The organism is Mycobacterium sp. NPDC003323 (assembly GCF_053589535.1).
In genome coordinates this window covers 275713-292072 of sequence record NZ_JBSFSB010000005.1, presented here as the reverse complement: position 1 = coordinate 292072, position 16360 = coordinate 275713, and the positions used below count along the sequence as shown (strand labels likewise).

The 16360-nt window shown below is 66.5% G+C and carries 17 protein-coding genes; 9 read left to right on the top strand and 8 right to left on the bottom strand.

Annotated features, from left to right (window positions below):
- Positions 1–10 precede the first annotated feature (10 nt).
- Positions 11–1288, bottom strand: coding sequence for a cytochrome P450 (locus ACWDUN_RS15445; protein ID WP_449930047.1), 1278 nt, complete (start codon positions 1286–1288; stop codon positions 11–13).
- A gap of 154 nt (positions 1289–1442) precedes the next feature.
- On the opposite strand from ACWDUN_RS15445, the gene ACWDUN_RS15440 reads away from it, so the two are divergent.
- A complete protein-coding gene (locus ACWDUN_RS15440) occupies positions 1443–2141 on the top strand; it encodes a TetR/AcrR family transcriptional regulator (RefSeq protein ID WP_449930045.1) in 699 nt (232 codons plus the stop codon).
- Here ACWDUN_RS15440 and ACWDUN_RS15435 read toward each other — a convergent pair.
- The 5 genes from ACWDUN_RS15435 to ACWDUN_RS15415 all read right to left on the bottom strand — a co-directional run bounded on the left by ACWDUN_RS15435 (position 2123) and on the right by ACWDUN_RS15415 (position 5344).
- On the bottom strand, positions 2123–2401 hold the full coding sequence (locus ACWDUN_RS15435; RefSeq protein ID WP_449930043.1) for a cytochrome C oxidase subunit IV family protein: 279 nt from the start codon (positions 2399–2401) through the stop codon (positions 2123–2125). The genes ACWDUN_RS15440 and ACWDUN_RS15435 overlap by 19 nt on opposite strands.
- A 4-nt stretch (positions 2402–2405) precedes the next feature.
- Positions 2406–3008, bottom strand: a complete 603-nt coding sequence (locus ACWDUN_RS15430; protein ID WP_449930041.1) for a cytochrome c oxidase subunit 3 — start codon at positions 3006–3008, stop codon at positions 2406–2408.
- Entirely contained in the window at positions 3005–3757 is a 753-nt protein-coding gene (locus ACWDUN_RS15425) for a hypothetical protein (RefSeq protein WP_449930040.1), read from the bottom strand. The genes ACWDUN_RS15430 and ACWDUN_RS15425 overlap by 4 nt, the downstream gene beginning before the upstream one ends.
- Positions 3754–4464 carry a hypothetical protein gene (locus tag ACWDUN_RS15420; RefSeq protein ID WP_449930038.1) on the bottom strand — a complete coding sequence of 237 codons (711 nt, stop codon included), beginning with the start codon at positions 4462–4464 and terminating at the stop codon, positions 3754–3756. The genes ACWDUN_RS15425 and ACWDUN_RS15420 overlap by 4 nt, the downstream gene beginning before the upstream one ends.
- Positions 4465–4627: 163 nt before the next feature.
- Entirely contained in the window at positions 4628–5344 is a 717-nt protein-coding gene (locus ACWDUN_RS15415) for an enoyl-CoA hydratase/isomerase family protein (RefSeq protein ID WP_449930037.1), read from the bottom strand.
- Between the two features lie 58 nt (positions 5345–5402).
- On the opposite strand from ACWDUN_RS15415, the gene ACWDUN_RS15410 reads away from it, so the two are divergent.
- The 7 genes from ACWDUN_RS15410 (at position 5403) to ACWDUN_RS15380 (ending at position 12853) form a co-directional block, all read left to right on the top strand.
- Positions 5403–6977 (top strand): AMP-binding protein, encoded by a 1575-nt coding sequence (locus ACWDUN_RS15410; protein WP_449930036.1) that lies wholly within the window; start codon positions 5403–5405, stop codon positions 6975–6977.
- Positions 6978–7012: 35 nt separating this feature from the next.
- A complete protein-coding gene (locus ACWDUN_RS15405; RefSeq protein WP_449930034.1) occupies positions 7013–8203 on the top strand; it encodes an amidohydrolase family protein in 1191 nt (396 codons plus the stop codon).
- Between the two features lie 6 nt (positions 8204–8209).
- Entirely contained in the window at positions 8210–9670 is a 1461-nt protein-coding gene (locus ACWDUN_RS15400) for a FadD3 family acyl-CoA ligase (protein WP_449930032.1), read from the top strand.
- Positions 9671–9795: 125 nt separating this feature from the next.
- Positions 9796–10584, top strand: coding sequence for a hypothetical protein (locus tag ACWDUN_RS15395; protein ID WP_449930031.1), 789 nt, complete (start codon positions 9796–9798; stop codon positions 10582–10584).
- A complete protein-coding gene (locus ACWDUN_RS15390) occupies positions 10581–11240 on the top strand; it encodes a hypothetical protein (RefSeq protein WP_449930029.1) in 660 nt (219 codons plus the stop codon). The genes ACWDUN_RS15395 and ACWDUN_RS15390 overlap by 4 nt, the downstream gene beginning before the upstream one ends.
- Before the next feature lie 3 nt (positions 11241–11243).
- Positions 11244–12248: a patatin-like phospholipase family protein gene (locus ACWDUN_RS15385; protein WP_449930027.1), complete on the top strand. Its 1005-nt coding sequence runs from the start codon at positions 11244–11246 to the stop codon at positions 12246–12248.
- 5 nt (positions 12249–12253) lie between these two features.
- Entirely contained in the window at positions 12254–12853 is a 600-nt protein-coding gene (locus ACWDUN_RS15380) for an IspD/TarI family cytidylyltransferase (RefSeq protein WP_449930025.1), read from the top strand.
- Here ACWDUN_RS15380 and ACWDUN_RS15375 read toward each other — a convergent pair.
- Positions 12837–13550: an IspD/TarI family cytidylyltransferase gene (locus ACWDUN_RS15375; protein ID WP_449930023.1), complete on the bottom strand. Its 714-nt coding sequence runs from the start codon at positions 13548–13550 to the stop codon at positions 12837–12839. The two genes, ACWDUN_RS15380 and ACWDUN_RS15375, sit on opposite strands and share 17 nt — an antisense overlap.
- Before the next feature lie 64 nt (positions 13551–13614).
- Between ACWDUN_RS15375 and ACWDUN_RS15370 the strand changes: the two genes are divergently transcribed.
- Complete coding sequence (locus ACWDUN_RS15370; RefSeq protein ID WP_449930021.1) at positions 13615–14871, top strand: low temperature requirement protein A; 1257 nt, start codon at positions 13615–13617, stop codon at positions 14869–14871.
- Here ACWDUN_RS15370 and ACWDUN_RS15365 read toward each other — a convergent pair.
- Positions 14861–16147 (bottom strand): MFS transporter, encoded by a 1287-nt coding sequence (locus ACWDUN_RS15365; RefSeq protein ID WP_449930019.1) that lies wholly within the window; start codon positions 16145–16147, stop codon positions 14861–14863. The two genes, ACWDUN_RS15370 and ACWDUN_RS15365, sit on opposite strands and share 11 nt — an antisense overlap.
- Between the last annotated feature and the right edge of the window lie 213 nt (positions 16148–16360).

The window sequence follows — 16360 nt, the reverse complement described above, 5'->3', positions numbered from 1 at the left end:
GTGTTCGACATCAGCCCAGCGGAGTGAAGTTGATGTTCAGCTCGGTCAAACCGCGCAGGACGAACGTCGGTTCGTAGGTGAAGTTCTGATCCCCGATCGGGCCGTGCTTCTCGGCGTCGACGGTGATGTCACCCATCCGATCCAGGAGCCGCTCGATGGAGACGCGTCCCTCGACGCGAGCCAGCGGGCCACCCGGGCAGGAATGCACCCCGCGGCCGAATGCCATGTGCTCGCGCACGTTCTTGCGGTCCAGTCGCAACTCGTGCGGATTGTCGAAGCGGTTCGGATCACGGTTCACCGCGCCGGGCAGCACCATCACCGGTGCGCCCGCGGGGATCCGCACGCCGGCAACCTCGGTCGTCTTGCGCGCCAGCCGGAAGTCGCACTTGACCGGGCTCTCCAGCCGCAGGGACTCCTCGATGAACGTCGGGATCAGGCTGCGGTCATCGCGCAGCTTCTGCTGCACCTCGGGATTCTCGGCGAGCACCCGCATGGCCGCGCTGAGCAGCTTGGTGGTGGTCTCCTGGCCCGCGGCGAACAGGAAGGTCGCCGAGCGCACCACCTCGATCACCGGTGGCACCGAATCGTCGGGGTACAGTGCGGTCGCCAGCGATGTCAGCACGTCCTCGCGCGGATTGGCCCGGCGGTCCTCCAGATATGCGATGAACTTGTCGTCCAGGAACTGCAGCGGATTCTCGTCGACGACCTCCTGCTCCAGCGAGCCCACCCGGGCGCCGGGACGATCGGCGCCGAGTTTGGTGCGGAACTGCTTGTGGTCCTCCTCGGGCACACCGAGCAGGTCGGCGATCACCAGCAACGAGAACGGTTTTGCGTACTCGCCGAGGAACTCGCACTTGCCGTTGTCGAGGAATTCGTCGAGCTGGACATCGGCCAGCTTCCACATGAAATCCTCGTTCTCCTTGAGCCGGCGCGGCGTCAGCAGCCGGTTCAGCAGCGAGCGGGCCTTGGTGTGATCGGGCGGGTCCATGGTGACCATGTGCTCGAACATCGGCAGCAGGTGCCGATGCGCTTCGAGCTGCTCGGAGATGTCGTCACCCTCGGGCGTGAACGGCAGCGGCGGGAACGGACCGCCGAGCGCGACCGCGTTGGAGAACGCGTCGGTGTTCTTGTACACCGCAACGGCTTCCTCGTACCCGGTGACGGCGTAACAACCCCACGGCGGAACCTGCAGCACCGGATTCTGCTCACGCAGATAGTCGAAGTAGGGATACGGGTTGGGCACCAGCGACTGATCGGTGAGGAAGTCCAGCGTCGCGTATTCGCTCATGGTATGGGGTTCTCCCGGGCTGTGGGGCGGATGTTCGCCGAAATTGCTGTGCACCTGCTTAGCATGGGGATAGAGTCGTGGTCAAGGTCACACCCGGCGGGTCGATACGATCTCTTCGGGTGGCCTGACCACGGCGACCATGCAGGAAGGTGACATGTCCACGGCACGCAGAATCGGGGCACCCGACGCCAAGAATCGTGGGGTGCTGCTCGACGCTGCGGAGGCGCTGATGCTCGACGAGGGGTACGCGGCGGTCACCTCGCGCCGCGTGGCCGAGCGCGCGGGCCTCAAACCCCAGTTGGTGCACTACTACTTCCGCACCATGGACGAGCTGTTCCTGGCCGTGTTCCGGCGCCGCGCCGAGCAAGGTCTGCTGGTGCAGGAGGCCGCGCTGAAATCCCCGCAGCCGCTGCGCGCGATCTGGCTGTTCAGCACCAACCCGGAGACGACGCGGCTGGCCATGGAGTTCATGGGCATGGCCAACCACCGCAAGGAACTGCGGGCCGAGATCAGTTACTACGCCGAGCGTTTCCGGGAGGACCAGCGTGCCGCCATGACGGCGGCGCTGCAACGCTACGGTGTCGATCCCGGTGCCGTTCCGCCGATCGTCTGGGCGGTGATCGGGACGAGTGTGTCGTGGAATCTGGTGATGGAGCAGGCCATGGGCATGTCCGCCGGGCACGCCGAAACCCTGGAGTTCGTGGAGCGCTGGCTGCGTGAACTGGAGGGCGAGGCGTTGCCTCTGGAAGAGATCTTCGGTGATCTGGCCGGCAGCGGATTCGAGGCCGCGTCGGGCAAGGTGTGGCCCGTTCCCGGGACCGATGCGACTGCCGATCAGAGTGCGGCGAAGTAACAACCGAGCAGCGCCGCGAACAGACCCAGAACCCATCCGCCGGTGGCGATCCGCAGCCAACCGGGTGCGTGTCGCACCTCCATGAAGTACCAGATCACCAATTGGGTCTTCGCGGCTGCGATGAGCAGAACCACGATCGTCACCGTCGCATTCAGCGCGGGGGCGGCCGCGGTGCCCCGCGCCGTCAGCCACGACACCACGGTGACCACCGTCAACGCCGCCCACGCCAGTGTCAGCGGATTGCGCAGGATGGTCGTCATCGCCTCACCTCATCACGTAGAGCAGAGCGAACAGCACGAGCCACAGCAGGTCGACCATGTGCCAATAGGTGGCGCCGGTTTCGACCAACGAGAGGCGGGGTGCCGCCGAGCGCAGGTTCCGCAGGACAAACGACAAGATCACCAGGCCGAGCATGACGTGGCACAGGTGCAGGCCCGTCATCACGAAGTAGTACATGAAGAACAGGTTCGTGCCGGGAGTGAGCCCGGCCGTGATCTCCGGGACATACTCGAACAACTTCAACACGGGGAAGGTAGCCCCCAACGCCAGTGCAATCGCGAAGTGCCGCACGCCGTCATCTGTGCGGCCCGCGCGTACGGCCGTCGTGCCGAGGGCGACGAACAGTGAGCTGGTGAGCAGCACCACCGTGTTGGCCGCACCGATGTCCAGGTTCAGCCGCGCCTGGCTGTCGAGGAACAGCGCGGCGTCCTGCCGGCGGTAGAACATATAGCTCACGAAATAGACGCCGAAGATCAGCAGGTCGCCCAGGACGAAGAACCACATGCTCGCCTCGCCGGGAATGCGCTTGTGCACGCTGCGATCTCGTCGCCGGTCGGAGATGCGCCGGTCACCGGCCACGTCGGTCATACCGTCTCGAGCTCGTCGGCGGGCTGATTCCTGATGGAGCGGTAGATGCAGATGTACACGATGATCTGCCACGGCACATAGATGAGCATCGCGAACCAGAAGGTCATCAGCCCGTTCCAGGCGAAGGGTCCGGACTTGGCGATCCACACCGGAGCCGCCATCAGTTCGGTGACGTACTGCCAAACCGTGTAATAGCCAAGCCATTTCGGTAGTACGCGGTGTTGGTCCAGGATGATGGCCAGCCCGAATGCCATCCACATCACACAGAAGCAGCCCAGGGAGCCGATATAGGCCAGATATCCGAAGTCGTAGAGCATCGCGAGGATCTCGGGGTCGTATCCCGCACGGAACGATCCCAAGCCGAAGCAGAACATCGGGAACAACATGCCGACGATGGCACCGCTCATGGAGCCGACCATGAGGGAGTACCGGAACACCGGACTGACCGACATGCGCTTGATCTGGCTGAGGTAGACCGCATTGGACAGCGGTGCCAAGCCGAAGCAGGCCGTGAGGATGGCGCAGGCGGTCAGCAGATTGTGCGACTGCATGAACTCGACGATCTGCGACGAGGAGGCACCTGGTGATCGTGGCGGCATCATCAAACTCAGCGGGACGAACACGATGCCGAACAACGTGAAGAAGAAGGGCACGGTCCAGAAGGCGATCCACTGGTCGAGCTTTCGCCGTGGGCGCCCCGACGTCACGCTCGACGGACCCGGTGGTGCGGCGGCAACAATATCGCTCACACCAGAACCTCGTGTTCACAATCGCGTGCCTGCCGATCGACGATGCGCAGCAGCACCGGGAACATGACGATCAAATATGCTGCGAGCACGGCGATGCGCAGCGTGAACGACACGGTGCCGTCCCACGCCAGCGGCCCCGATGTGAACAGCACCGAGAACGCGCCGGGAATCAGCAGCAGTGCCGTCGCGACGTTGAAATGCGCCACCCAGCGCGGAAATACCGGTTCGGCTCGCTCGTCGAGATAGCTGCTCACCGCCAGGCACAGGTTCTGCACCACGATGGTGCCGACGGGTGCGATGAAGAAGAACCACGCCATATCGTTGAGCAGGCTTATCAACTGCGGATCGCGGTCGGGCCGGAAAGCGGCTACGCCCCAGCAATAGTCGGCCAGGATGAACGCCGTCGTCCCGACACCGACGCAGATGATGTAGGCGTAACTGAAGACGCTGCTCGAGGTTGCGGTACGCGATATCTGGACCGCGATGACCGCGAACAGTGGCACCAATGAGCCGGCGATCAGATTGCACAGGATGACCACACCGAGGATGCCGGTGTTGTGGTCGCGGAAGAACGCCGCGACCTCCTCGGGTGTCATGGTCGGCGAGAGTGGCGGCGCGAAGACGGGAAACAGCAGGAACGCCAGGGCGAACAATGCCGCGGCGGGCGGTGCCGTCCACAGCAGGATTCGTTGGCCCCTGACGTTCATGCGACACCGCCCATTCCTCGCGCTAGCCGATCGGCTATCCCATTTGACGGTAGCCGATCGGCTAGTCGGTCTCAAGGGCGTCTTCGCCGGCGGCCAGTTGATACACGCCAGATCGCTTTCAGCGTGCGATAACTGGCCACTCGGTGGACGGCGGGAGGACGGACTACTTCGGCTTCTTCATCACCCTGTCGGCCGCGTCCCAGTGCTCGTCGGACACCCAGAGCCGGGCGAAGGCAGCGACGGCCTCGGTGGTGGTCGCGCCGTCGATCACCTTCTTGATCTCGCCGGCCGGGCGGCGGGCCAGCAGTCGCGCGATCTCACGCCAGCCGACGTCGAACTCCGCGCGCGGCATCACCTGGTCGACCAGTCCCACCCGCTCGGCCTCGGCCGCGCCGAGAATGCGGCCGGTGCCGGTGAGCAGCAGCGCCCGGCTGCGACCCACCAGCTTGCCCAGCCGTTCGGCACCACCCCAGGCGGGCATGATCGCCAGCGAGATCTGGTTGAACCCGATCTTGATGTCGTCGGCGGCGATGCGGATATCGGCGGCCACCGCGACCTCGGCGCCACCGCCGAGTGCGTGCCCGTTCAGCGCCGCCAGGACCGGGCCGGGGAAACCCGCGATCCGATCGCAGATTGTCCGCATCCGCCAGGCCATCTCTGCGGCCTCGGATTCGGTGCGCAGCGCGGCGAGTTCCTTGAGGTCACCGCCGGAGACGAACGCCTTGTCGCCGCCGCCGGTGATGGCCAGCGCCGCGGCGCCCTCGGCACCGTCGAGTGCCTTGCCCAGGGCATCCATGGTGTCCAGCGATATGGCATTGCGGGCATGCGGGCGGTCGATGGTGATGACCGCCAGTCCGTCCTCGACATCCAGGTCGACCATCAATCATTCTCCAGATCCGATATTGGCATTCTCGGTAGCTGAGAATAGCATCACCACTGTGCGTGCCATCCCCGCTGAGCTGACCAAACGCTACGTCGAGCAGGGCTGGTGGCGACCCGAATCGCTGGGCCAGATGCTGGCCGAGGGGTTGGCTGCCCACCCCGACGCGGGATTCTGCGTGCATTCGGACGTGCGGCCCTATCGCGGCACCTTCGCCGAGGTGGAATTGCAGGCCCGCCGGCTGGCCGCCGGGTTGCGGGATCGCGGGGTGCGTCCCGGTGACGTGATGGCCATGCAGCTGCCGAACTGGATGGAGGCTGCGGTCGCGTTCTGGGCGTCGGCGTTGCTGGGCACGGTGACGGTACCCATCGTGCACTTCTACGGCCGCAAGGAACTCGGCCACATCATCGGCACCGTCAAGCCCAAGGTCTTCCTGTCCACCGAGCAGTTCGGCCGCATGACGTTCCACCCCGACCTGTGCACCGACATCCCGATCGTCGGACTGGTCGGCCATTCCGGATTCGCCGACCTGTTCGCCGACGAACCGCTGGTCGGCACGCTGCCGGCCGCCCCGTCGGCCCCGGCGCTGATCGCGTTCACCTCCGGTACCACCAAGCAACCCAAGGGCGTCATCCACAGCCATCAGACCCTGGCGTTCGAGACCCGCCAACTGTTGGCGAACTATCCGCCCGAGCGCGGCAGGCAGCTCACCGCCACCCCCGTCGGTCATTTCATCGGCATGGTCGGGGCGTTTCTGATCCCGGTCATCGAGGGCGCCCCGATCGATCTGTGCGATGTGTGGGATCCGGGCAAGGTGCTGGATCTGATCGAGCGCGAGGACCTGTCGATCGGCGGCGGTCCGCCGTACTTCGTCACCAGCCTGATGGACCATCCCCGTTTCGACGAGGGTCATCTGGCCAAGTTCAGCACCGTCGGTCTGGGCGGCTCGACGGTGCCTGCGGCCGTCACCCGCCGGTTGGCCGATCTCGGACTGTTCGTGTTCCGGTCCTACGGCAGTACCGAACACCCGTCGATCACGGGTTCGGGACCGTCGGCGCCCGAGGACAAGCGGCTGTTCACCGATGGCAATGTGCGCACGGGCGTGGAGATCCGGCTGGGCCCCGACGGTGAGATCTTCAGTCGCGGACCCGATCTGTGTCTGGGCTACACCGACGACGAGCTGACGGCCAAGGCCTTCGACGAGGACGGCTGGTACCGCACCGGGGACATCGGTGTCCTGGACGCCGACGGCTACCTGACCATCACCGACCGCGCCGCCGACCTGATCATCCGCGGCGGCGAGAACATCAGTGCGCTCGAGGTCGAGGAGGTGCTGCTGGCCATGCCGGCGGTCGTCGAGGCGGTCGTGGTCTCCGCGCCCGACGCGCGGCTGGGGGAGCGGGTCGCGGCGGTGCTGCGCATCAGGTCGGGTGCCGGCATGCCCACCCTGGCGCAGGTGCGCGATCACTTCGAGCGTGCCGGGGTCGCGCGGCAGAAATGGCCGGAGGAACTGCATCAAGTGCCCGAGGGGATGGATCTGCCACGCACCGCCAGCGGGAAGGTGCAGAAGTTCAAAGTGCGCCAGGAACTCGCAGCGGCGACACCCATGGGCATTGCGGCATCACAATCATGAGAATATGATTCTCACGAACTGGAAGGGAGAATTCCATGGGGCAACTGTCGCACCGAGTCGACATTCCGTTTCCGCTCTTCGATGCGGACAACCATCTCTATGAGCCGCCGGAGGCGATGACCAAGTACCTCCCCAAGGAGTACAAGGACGTCGTCCAGTACGTGGAGGTCAACGGCCGCACCAAGATCGCGCTGAAGGGCCAGATCTCGAACTACATCCCGAACCCCACCTTCTCGGTGGTCGCCAAGCCGGGTGCCTGGGAGGAGTACTTCAAGTTCGGCAACCCGGACGGCAAGAGCAAGCGCGAGCTGTTCGGCGAGCCGATGAAGGCCATCCCGGCATTCTTCGAACCCGAGCCGCGCATCAAGGTGATGGACGAGCTCGGCGTCGACCGCAGCCTGATGTTCCCGACGCTGGCCAGCCTCATCGAGGAGCGTCTGTCCGACGATCCGGTCGCCATCCACGTCATCATCCACGCGCTCAACGAGTGGCTGCACGAGGTATGGGGCTTCAACTATCAGGGCCGGATCTTCACCACGCCCGTGATCACCCTGCCGATCGTCGAGAAGGCCATCGAGGAACTGGAGTGGTGCGTCAAACGCGGCGCCCGCGCCATCCTGATCCGTCCGGCACCGGTGCCCGGATTCCGCGGACCGCGCTCGTTCGCGCTGCCGGAGTTCGACCCGTTCTGGGAGCGCGTCGTGCACCACGACATCTTCGTGGGCATGCACTCCTCCGACAGCGGCTACTCGCGCTACACCTCCGAATGGGACGGCGCTGCCCAGGAGATGCTGCCGTTCCAGACCAACGCCATGTCGATTCTCAACGAATGGCGTCCGATCCAGGATGCGGTCGCGTCCTGGGTGATCCACGGTGCGCTGTTCCGCTTCCCGAAGCTCAAGGTCGGCATCGTCGAGGCAGGGTCGAAGTGGATGTTCCCGCTGCTCGATTCCATGGCCGAGGTGTACAAGAAGGCCCCGGAGGCCTTCCTGGGCAACCCGATCGAGGAGATCAAGAACCGCATCTATGTCAGCCCCTTCTACGAGGAGGGCATCGACGACCTGATCAACCTGATCGGTGTGGACCAGGTGCTCTACGGTTCGGACTGGCCGCATCCGGAGGGCCTGGCCGAGCCGACGCACTATGTCACCGCGCTCGATCACCTCTCGGTGGAGGATCAGGCCAAGATCATGGGCGGCAACCTGGGTCGGCTCGTCACGACATAGCGTCGCGTGACCTACCACCCACAGTGGGAGACCATCCCCGAGATGGTCCTGAGCGTCGGCGACCGCTTCGGTGATGCCGAGGCGGTCGTCGACGGACCGCTGCGCCTGACCTACGTGCAGCTGGCCGACCGGATCCGCAGGGCGGCAGGCGCTTTCGCCGACTTCGGGATCGGCCGCGGCGACCGTGTCGCCATCTGGGCGCCCAACTCGGCGGCCTGGCTGATCGCGGCGTTCGGAGCGGTGACCGCCGGTGGCGTGGTCGTCCCGGTGAACACCCGGTTCAAGGCAGAGGAAGCCGCGGACATCATCACCCGCAGCGGCGCCAAGGTGGTGATGATCCAAAGCGGTTTTCTGGGCCAGGATTTCAGCGTTCCCGCTCGCGTGCCGGCCATCGAGATCACCTCCGACTTCCTGTCCGCCGGGCGACCGTTCGTCGCCGACGGCCTGCGCGGCACCGATACCGCGGATATCATCTACACCTCCGGCACGACCGGCCGCGCCAAGGGCGTGATGATGAATCATCAACAGACGCTTCGGCTGTACACCGAATGGTGCGAGCTCGCCGATCTGCGGGAAGGCGATCGATACCTGATCGTCAACCCGTTCTTCCACACCTTCGGCTACAAGGCCGGTTGTATCGCCGCGCTGATCCGCGGCGCGACGATCCTGCCGGTGCCGGTGTTCGATGTGCCTGCGGTGGTCGACCTCATCGAGACCGAGCGCATCACCATGCTGCCCGGTCCGCCGACGCTGTATCACTCCCTGCTGGCTGTGCCCGACAAGCAGCGGCTGGCCACCCTGCGCGCCGGGGTCACCGGGGCCGCCGACATCCCGGTCGAACTGATCCGCCGAGTCCACGAGGAACTGCCGTTCAAGACGCTGGCGACCGGCTACGGGTTGACCGAGGCGGGCACCGTGACCTTGTCGCGCCCCGGTGATTCGTTCACCGACATCGCCACCACGGCCGGCCTGCCGTGCGACGGCGTCGAGGTCCGGCTCGCCGACGACGACGACGAGGTGCTGGTGCGCGGTTACAGCGTGATGCAGGGTTACCTCGATGATCCGGTCGCCACCGCCGAGACCATCGACGCCGACGGGTGGCTGCACACCGGCGATCTCGGCGTCTTCGACGCCGCGGGGCGGCTCAAGATCGTCGGCCGCAAGAAGGACATGTTCATCGTCGGTGGGTTCAACGCGTACCCGGCCGAGATCGAGGGTTTCCTGCTGCAGCACCCCGCGGTGCAACAGGCCGCGGTGATCGGCGTGCCCGACGAACGGATGGGACAGGTCGGCAAGGCCTTCGTCGTATGCCGTGACGCCGCGCTGTCGGAGGCGGAACTGATCGCCTGGAGTCGCGACCGGATGGCGGGCTATAAGGTGCCGCGGTACGTACAGTTCTTGGAGACGCTGCCGCTGAACGCGACCGGAAAGGTGATGAAAGATCGCCTGCAGGCCGAACCCAGCTGAGCGTCCGCACAGCGCGTAAATAGTATTTCCGCAGGAAGAGATGTGTTTTCCGGCGGTTTCGCTATGAGGTATCGTCGGTGGATAGCCGAGAATGAAAATGTCATTCTCGCCTGCTGCAGGAGGACATGGTGTTGAGCCGCAAGCGTGGGGCAGCGTCGCCCGACGCCGCCGAGGCTGACGACCTCGTGCTGTCCGCCGAGGAAGCAGAGGCGATGGCCGCCGAGGCGGAGGCCGCTGCCGTCGCCGCGCGAGCGCGGGCGCGGGCGATCAGGCTGCGTCGCGAGGCCGATGAGGCCACCAAGACTGCGCACCCGGCCGACGAGACCGCCGACTCCGAACCCCACGCACAGGATGCCGAGGTCGCTGCCGGCGAACCGCTCGATGCGCCGGTGGCCCCGGCCGGCGCCGACGCAGGCCGTGGCCGCGCCTTCCGCGCGGCCAAGGTCGCCGCGGTGGTTCTCGCGGTGCTCGGCATCGCCGGTATGGCCGCCTTCAGTGGCTGGATCGTCTGGCAGCACCGCGACGCCGAGCATCAGCGCCAGCTCGACGCCGAATTCTCGGCGGCGGCGCGCCAGGGCGTGGTCTCGCTGATGTCGTTGAACTTCGACAGCGCGCAGGCGGATGTGCAGCGCATCCTGGACAACTCCACGGGACAATTCAAAGAGGACTTCCAGAGCCAGGCCGAGGAATTCACCAAGGTTGCCGAGTCCTCGAAGGTCGTCACCGAGGCAACCGTGACCGCGACCGCGGTGCAGTCGAAGACCGAAGACACCGCCGATGTGCTCGTCGCGGCCAACTCGACGATCACCAATGCGCAAGGGGCGAAGGAGAACCCGCGCAACTGGCGGTTGATTGTCAGCGTGGCCCGCGACGGTGACCAGATCAAAATGGCGAAAGTCGAGTTCGCGCCGTGACCGCATCGAACGACCAGGACACCCGTATCGAGTCCGACGATGTCGAAAACCTCGATCGCGCCGCTGCGATCGACACCGACACCGACACCGACACCGACACCGACACCCCGGTGAGCGCTGCCGTCGCGCCGCCCGCCGCGTCCGGCGGCTTCGCGCAGGTGCTCGCCGCGGCCAGGCGGCATGTGGGCGCACTGGTACTGGTGTTGATACTGATCATGGCCGGCGGCGTCACCGGCTGGCTGTATGCCACCCAGTACCTGCCCGACCGTGCGACCGACGCCGCCGCGGCCGATGCCGCGCTGACCGCGGCCAAGGACGGCACCGTGGCCATGCTGTCGTACGCGCCGGAAACCTTGGATCAGGACTTCACCGATGCGAAGTCACATCTGACCGGTGATTTCCTGAACTATTACAACCAGTTCACCGAGCAGATCGTCGCGCCGGCCGCCAAGACGAAGTCGGTGGTCACCTCGGCGGCGATAGTGAACGCCGGTGTCGCCGAGCTGCGCCCCGACTCGGCGGTGGTGCTGATTTTCCTGAACCAGACGACCACCAGTACCGAGAACCCGGACGGTTCGTTCTCGACCAGCGCGGTGAAGGTCGGGCTGAAGAAGGTCGACGACTCCTGGTTGATCGCGTCGTTCGACCCGGTCTGATCGGTGACCGCGCAGGCCGACCTGGTGCTCTCCGGCGGAGGCGTCAAGGGCATCGGTCTGATCGGTGCCGTCGTCGGGCTGCTGGATGCCGGATACCGGGCACAGCGGGTGTCCGGAACATCCGCCGGTTCCATCGTCGGGGCGATCGTGGCGGCGGGTCCGCAGCTTTCCGGATCCGAATTCCGGGATATCGCACTGGAATTGAAGTACCACCGATTCCGCGACCCCGGCCCGATCGCCCGTATACCGCTGTTCGGCCAGTCGCTGGCGCTGGCGCGAGGACGCGGCATCTACCAGGGTGACTACGCGCACGACTGGCTGCGCAGCCAACTGGCGGCGCTCGGCGTGCGCACGTTCGCCGACCTGACGATCGACGATGACGAACTGCCACCCGAACAGCGCTACCGACTGGTGGTCACGGTTGCCGATATCACCACCGGGCAACTGGTGCGACTGCCCTGGGACTACCGCAGGGTCTACGGTCTGGATCCCGACGAGCAGCCCGTCGCCGACGCGGTGCGCGCCTCGATGTCCATCCCGTTCTATTTCCGGCCCGTACGCCTGGCCGGGCGGGGCGGCCGGGTCTCGACGCTGGTCGACGGCGGGCTGCTGTCGAACTTCCCGATCGACTCGCTGGACCGCGCCGACGGGGGCATCCCGCGTTGGCCGAGCTTCGGGATCACCGTGTTGCCGAACCTGCCCAACGATGCGGATCACCTGTTGCCCGACTGGGGATTCCTGCGTCGGCTGGGGCCATCCCGGATGCTCGACGATGTCATCACCACCGTGCTCGTGGGTCGCGATCAGGCTTATCTGAATCAGCCGTGGGTGAGCGCCAGAACCATCCGGGTGGACTCGACCGATGTCGGGTTCCTGGATTTCGACATCACCGGTCGCGAGGTGGAGGCGTTGTATGCCAACGGTTACGCCGCGGCGCAGAACTTTCTGAGGCGCTGGGACTGGCCGTCGTATCTGCGCCGGTTCCGCGCGGGCGGCCCGCTACCCTGACCGCCGTGAGACTTTCTGCGGTTCTGCCGCTGCCGCCGGCCGAGGATCCCGCGACGGTGCTGACGGCGTTGGCGGGGGAGTCCGCGCTGCGCCGGATTGTGCGTGCGCTGGTTCCCGCGGTAGAGCAGGTCGTCGTGGTCGTCGACGCCACCTTGGCCGATCGGGTGACCGATGATCTGTCGGGACAAACGGTGAACGTCGTCGTGCTCGATGGGACACCGAGCCGCGCAGCGTGTTTGGCGACGGCCGCCGACCGGCTGGGCGGCGATACGACCCACGTGTTGCTGGCCGATCACCGTCACCCGCTGATCCCGCCGGCGCTGCTCACCCGGGTGATCGATGCACTGGCAACCGGCGCGGAGCTGGTGGTTCCGGTGCTGCCCGTCACCGACACCGTGAAAGTTGTTGACGCCCAAGGCAGGATCGTCTCGACACTGGACCGCTCGCAGCTTCGGTCCGTGCAGTACCCGCATGGGATGCTCGCACGCCGGTTGTCCGAGGACGGGATGGCCGGCGTGGTCACGGTGCCCGGCGATGCCGATGCCGTGGCCGTCGCGCTGCCCGCCGACGCGGCGCTGGTCGAGGCGGTTATCGCCGGCCGATGAGCAGACGCTCGGCCAGGCGGATGTCAGGCGGATAGGTGACCTTCAGGTTGGTCGCCGCACCCGGGAACACCCGCACGTCGACATCGGTGAAGTGCTGCACGCACGCCGACGTGTCGGTGCCGTCGAAACCCTCGGTATCGGCCCGGCGATAGGCCGCCAACAGCGGCAGCGCGCGGAACGCCTGCGGGGTCTGCACGCGCACCGCCGACTCGGCCAACGCATGCAGGCCGTCGCCGGTCGGGCGGGCCAGTCCGGCGGCGGCGATCGCGGGCACGGCGCCGCCGTATTGCCGCGCGGTGTCCAGCGCCGCACGCATCATCGCCGGGTCGGCCAGCGGGCGGGCTGCGTCGTGGATCAGCACGACATCCACCTCCCCGGATTCGATGGCGGCCGCGAGATGGCGCAGCATGTTGAACTCGGATTCGTGCCGGCTGGCGCCGCCCTCCACGAGTTCGATGGCCCGGTCGGGCAGTTCCTCGTCGACCATGCGTTGGGCGATATCGCGCTCACCGCGCCGGTACACCAGGATCACCCGGCCGATCTCGGCGACGTCGGCGACCGCGCGCACCGACCAGGCCAGCATCGGCCGGCCCGCCAGCGTCAGGTAGGCCTTGTTGCCGTCCGCTCCGATCCGGGAACCGATCCCGGCGGCGAGCACGACGCCGACGGCTTGCGGACGGTCACCGGTGGCAGGCACGCAGTCACGCTAGCGTGTTGCACCGCGGCGCCGTGACGTCGCGTGCCGGACAGAAGGGACACCGATGAGTTCGACGGATACGCAGGCGTCGCTTCGGCGCGGCATCGTCGTCATGACCGGGCGCGATCCGCACGAGACGCATCGCGTGGCAACCCCGCTGGAACTGCTGTTCGATCTGACGTTCGTCGTCGCGTTCGGGGTGGCCGCCTCGCAGTTCGCGCACGCCTTCGCCGCCGGGCACGTCGCGGCCGGTCTGGCCGGGTTCGCGTTCGCGACCTTCGCGGTCTGCTGGGCGTGGATCAACTTCACCTGGTTCGCGTCGGCCTATGACACCGATGACTGGGTGTACCGGTTGACCACGATGCTGCAGATGGTCGGCGTGGTGATCCTGGCGCTCGGCCTTCCCGACATGTTCGCGTCACTGGAGCACGGCGGTCACGTCGACAACGTCGTGATGGTCGCGGGTTATGTGGTGATGCGGGTGGCGATGGTGGCGCAATGGCTGCGCGCCGCGCGTCAGGATCCGTCCCGGCGCAGCGCGTGCCTGACATATGCCGGCATCATCTCCGTGGCCCAGATCGGCTGGATCGCCGTGATCCTCGTCCATACCGGCCTGCTGGTGACCGCGCTGCTGGTGATCGCGTTGACGCTGCTGGAGATGGCCGGGCCGGTGCTGGCCGAACGCCGCGCCGGCGGTACGCCCTGGCACGCCCATCACATCGCCGAACGGTACGGCCTGATGGCGATCATCGCCCTGGGCGAGGGGGTTGTCGGCACGGTGGCGACGCTGACGGCCGTCGTCCACGATCACGGCTGGAGCACCGAGGCGATCCTGGTCGCGGTGGCCGGTGTCGGTCTGACCTTCGGCATGTGGTGGCTGTACTTCATGGTGCCGGCCGGCGAACTTCTGCACGCGCACCGGGAGACGTCGTTCTGGTTCGGCTATGTGCCCATCGTGTTGTTCGGCGCCATCGTCGGCACCGGCGCCGGTCTGCATCTGGCCGCCTACTACCTGGAGGACCACTCCGAGCTCGGATCGGCGGCGTGTGTGGCGACCGTGGCGGTCCCGGTCGGCCTGTACATCTGGGTGGTCTACCTGCTGCACGCGCTGATGTTGCGATCGCACAGCCCGGTGCACCTGGTGTTGTCGGTGCTGGCGACCGCGGTGCTCGCGGGCGCGGTGGTGCTGGCGGCATCCGGGGTGGCGATCGCGGTGTGTCTGCTGGTGACGACAGCGGCACCGGTGATCGTCGTCGTCGGGCACGAGCTGATCGGGCACCGGAACACCGCAACGGCGGTCGCCGCGCGCGTCAGCGGTTAGCGAGCTCCGGTTCGGGGTCGAAGGTCTCCAGCAGGTATCGGTCGGAGGCCTTGCCCTGCAGACCCAGCTGGCGCCGGGTCTTGTGCCGGGTGACCAGGATGCCGACGACGGCCAGCGCCCACACCGCGTACTGCACGGTCCAGGCCAGCCGGAACGACTCCGCCGAGTACCCGCCGGCGGCATCCAGGATCCAGCCCATCGCCTGCATCAGCAGCAGCGAGGCCAGGAATCCACCCATGTTGACCATGCCCTGCGCGGTGCCCAGCGTGGCGCTGGGATTGAAGGTGCGGGCGAAGTCGAAGCCCACCATGGACCCGGGGCCGCCGACGGAGATGACCACCACGAGCGTGATCAGCAGCCACAGCGGTGCCTGACCGGGCAACGCCAGCACGATCGTCCAGATGGCGGCGTTGCTACCGATGATGGCCAGCACGAACCGGGACCGGCGATGCGGGAAACGCCCACACAGGATGCCCAGCACCACGCCTGCGGCGATCGCGGTCACCACCGACAGGGTCAACAGCATGCCCGCGACACCGCGCGTCTGACCCTGTGCGGTGGTGATGTACGGGACGCCCCACATCAGACAGAAGGCGGTCACCGAGAACTGGGTGCCCATGTGGGTGAAGAAACCCAGGCGCGTACCCGGACGCATCCACACCGTGCGCACACTGGCCAGGGTGCCGCGGACGCTCATGGTGTTGGTGGTGACCAGACGGCCGTGCGGGGTGTTCTGTACCAGGGCGGCTGCCAGCACCAGGGTGATCACCGCGATGGCCGCCACCGACAGGTACGCCGAGGTCCATCCGCCCACCCCCAGCAGCGCCAAGAACGGAACCGCCGAGAGGACCTGTCCGAGCTGACCGCTGATGCCGGTGAGCTGGGTGAGCAGCGGGACGCGGCGGGCCGGGAACCAGTGCGGCACCAGGCGCAGCACCGAGATGAACGTGACGGCATCGCCGAGCCCGACGATGGCGCGGGCGCCCAGGGCCAGTGGCAGGGATTCGGTGACTGCGATCGCCAACTGGCCGAGCGCCATCAGGATGCCGCCGGAGACGATGAGCAGCTTGGAGCCGAACCGGTCCAGCAGCACACCGGCGGGAACCTGGGCGCCGGCGTAGACGATGATCTGCAGCACCACAAAGGTCGACAGCACGCTCGGGCCTGCGTGAAAACGGTCTCCGGCCTCCAGCCCGGACACCCCGAGCGTGGTGCGGTTGAGGACCGCGACGATATAGGCCAGCAGCCCCGTCGCCCACACGATCCAGGGACGCACGGTGGGGCCCCTTTCGTCGCGGTGGTGGAGTGGCTCCATATTCCCAAATTGGTGGGATGAATCGCCAATCGTTTTTCGGTGACATCCCTCACCGCGTTGCTTGAATTGACATTACCGCTGTTTCTCAGCGGTTTATCAGTTTGCTCAAACTCCCGCACCGCGCGCTACAGTGGTGATCATGACTGGGTATGTCGGGGGGTACCGCGCGGTGGC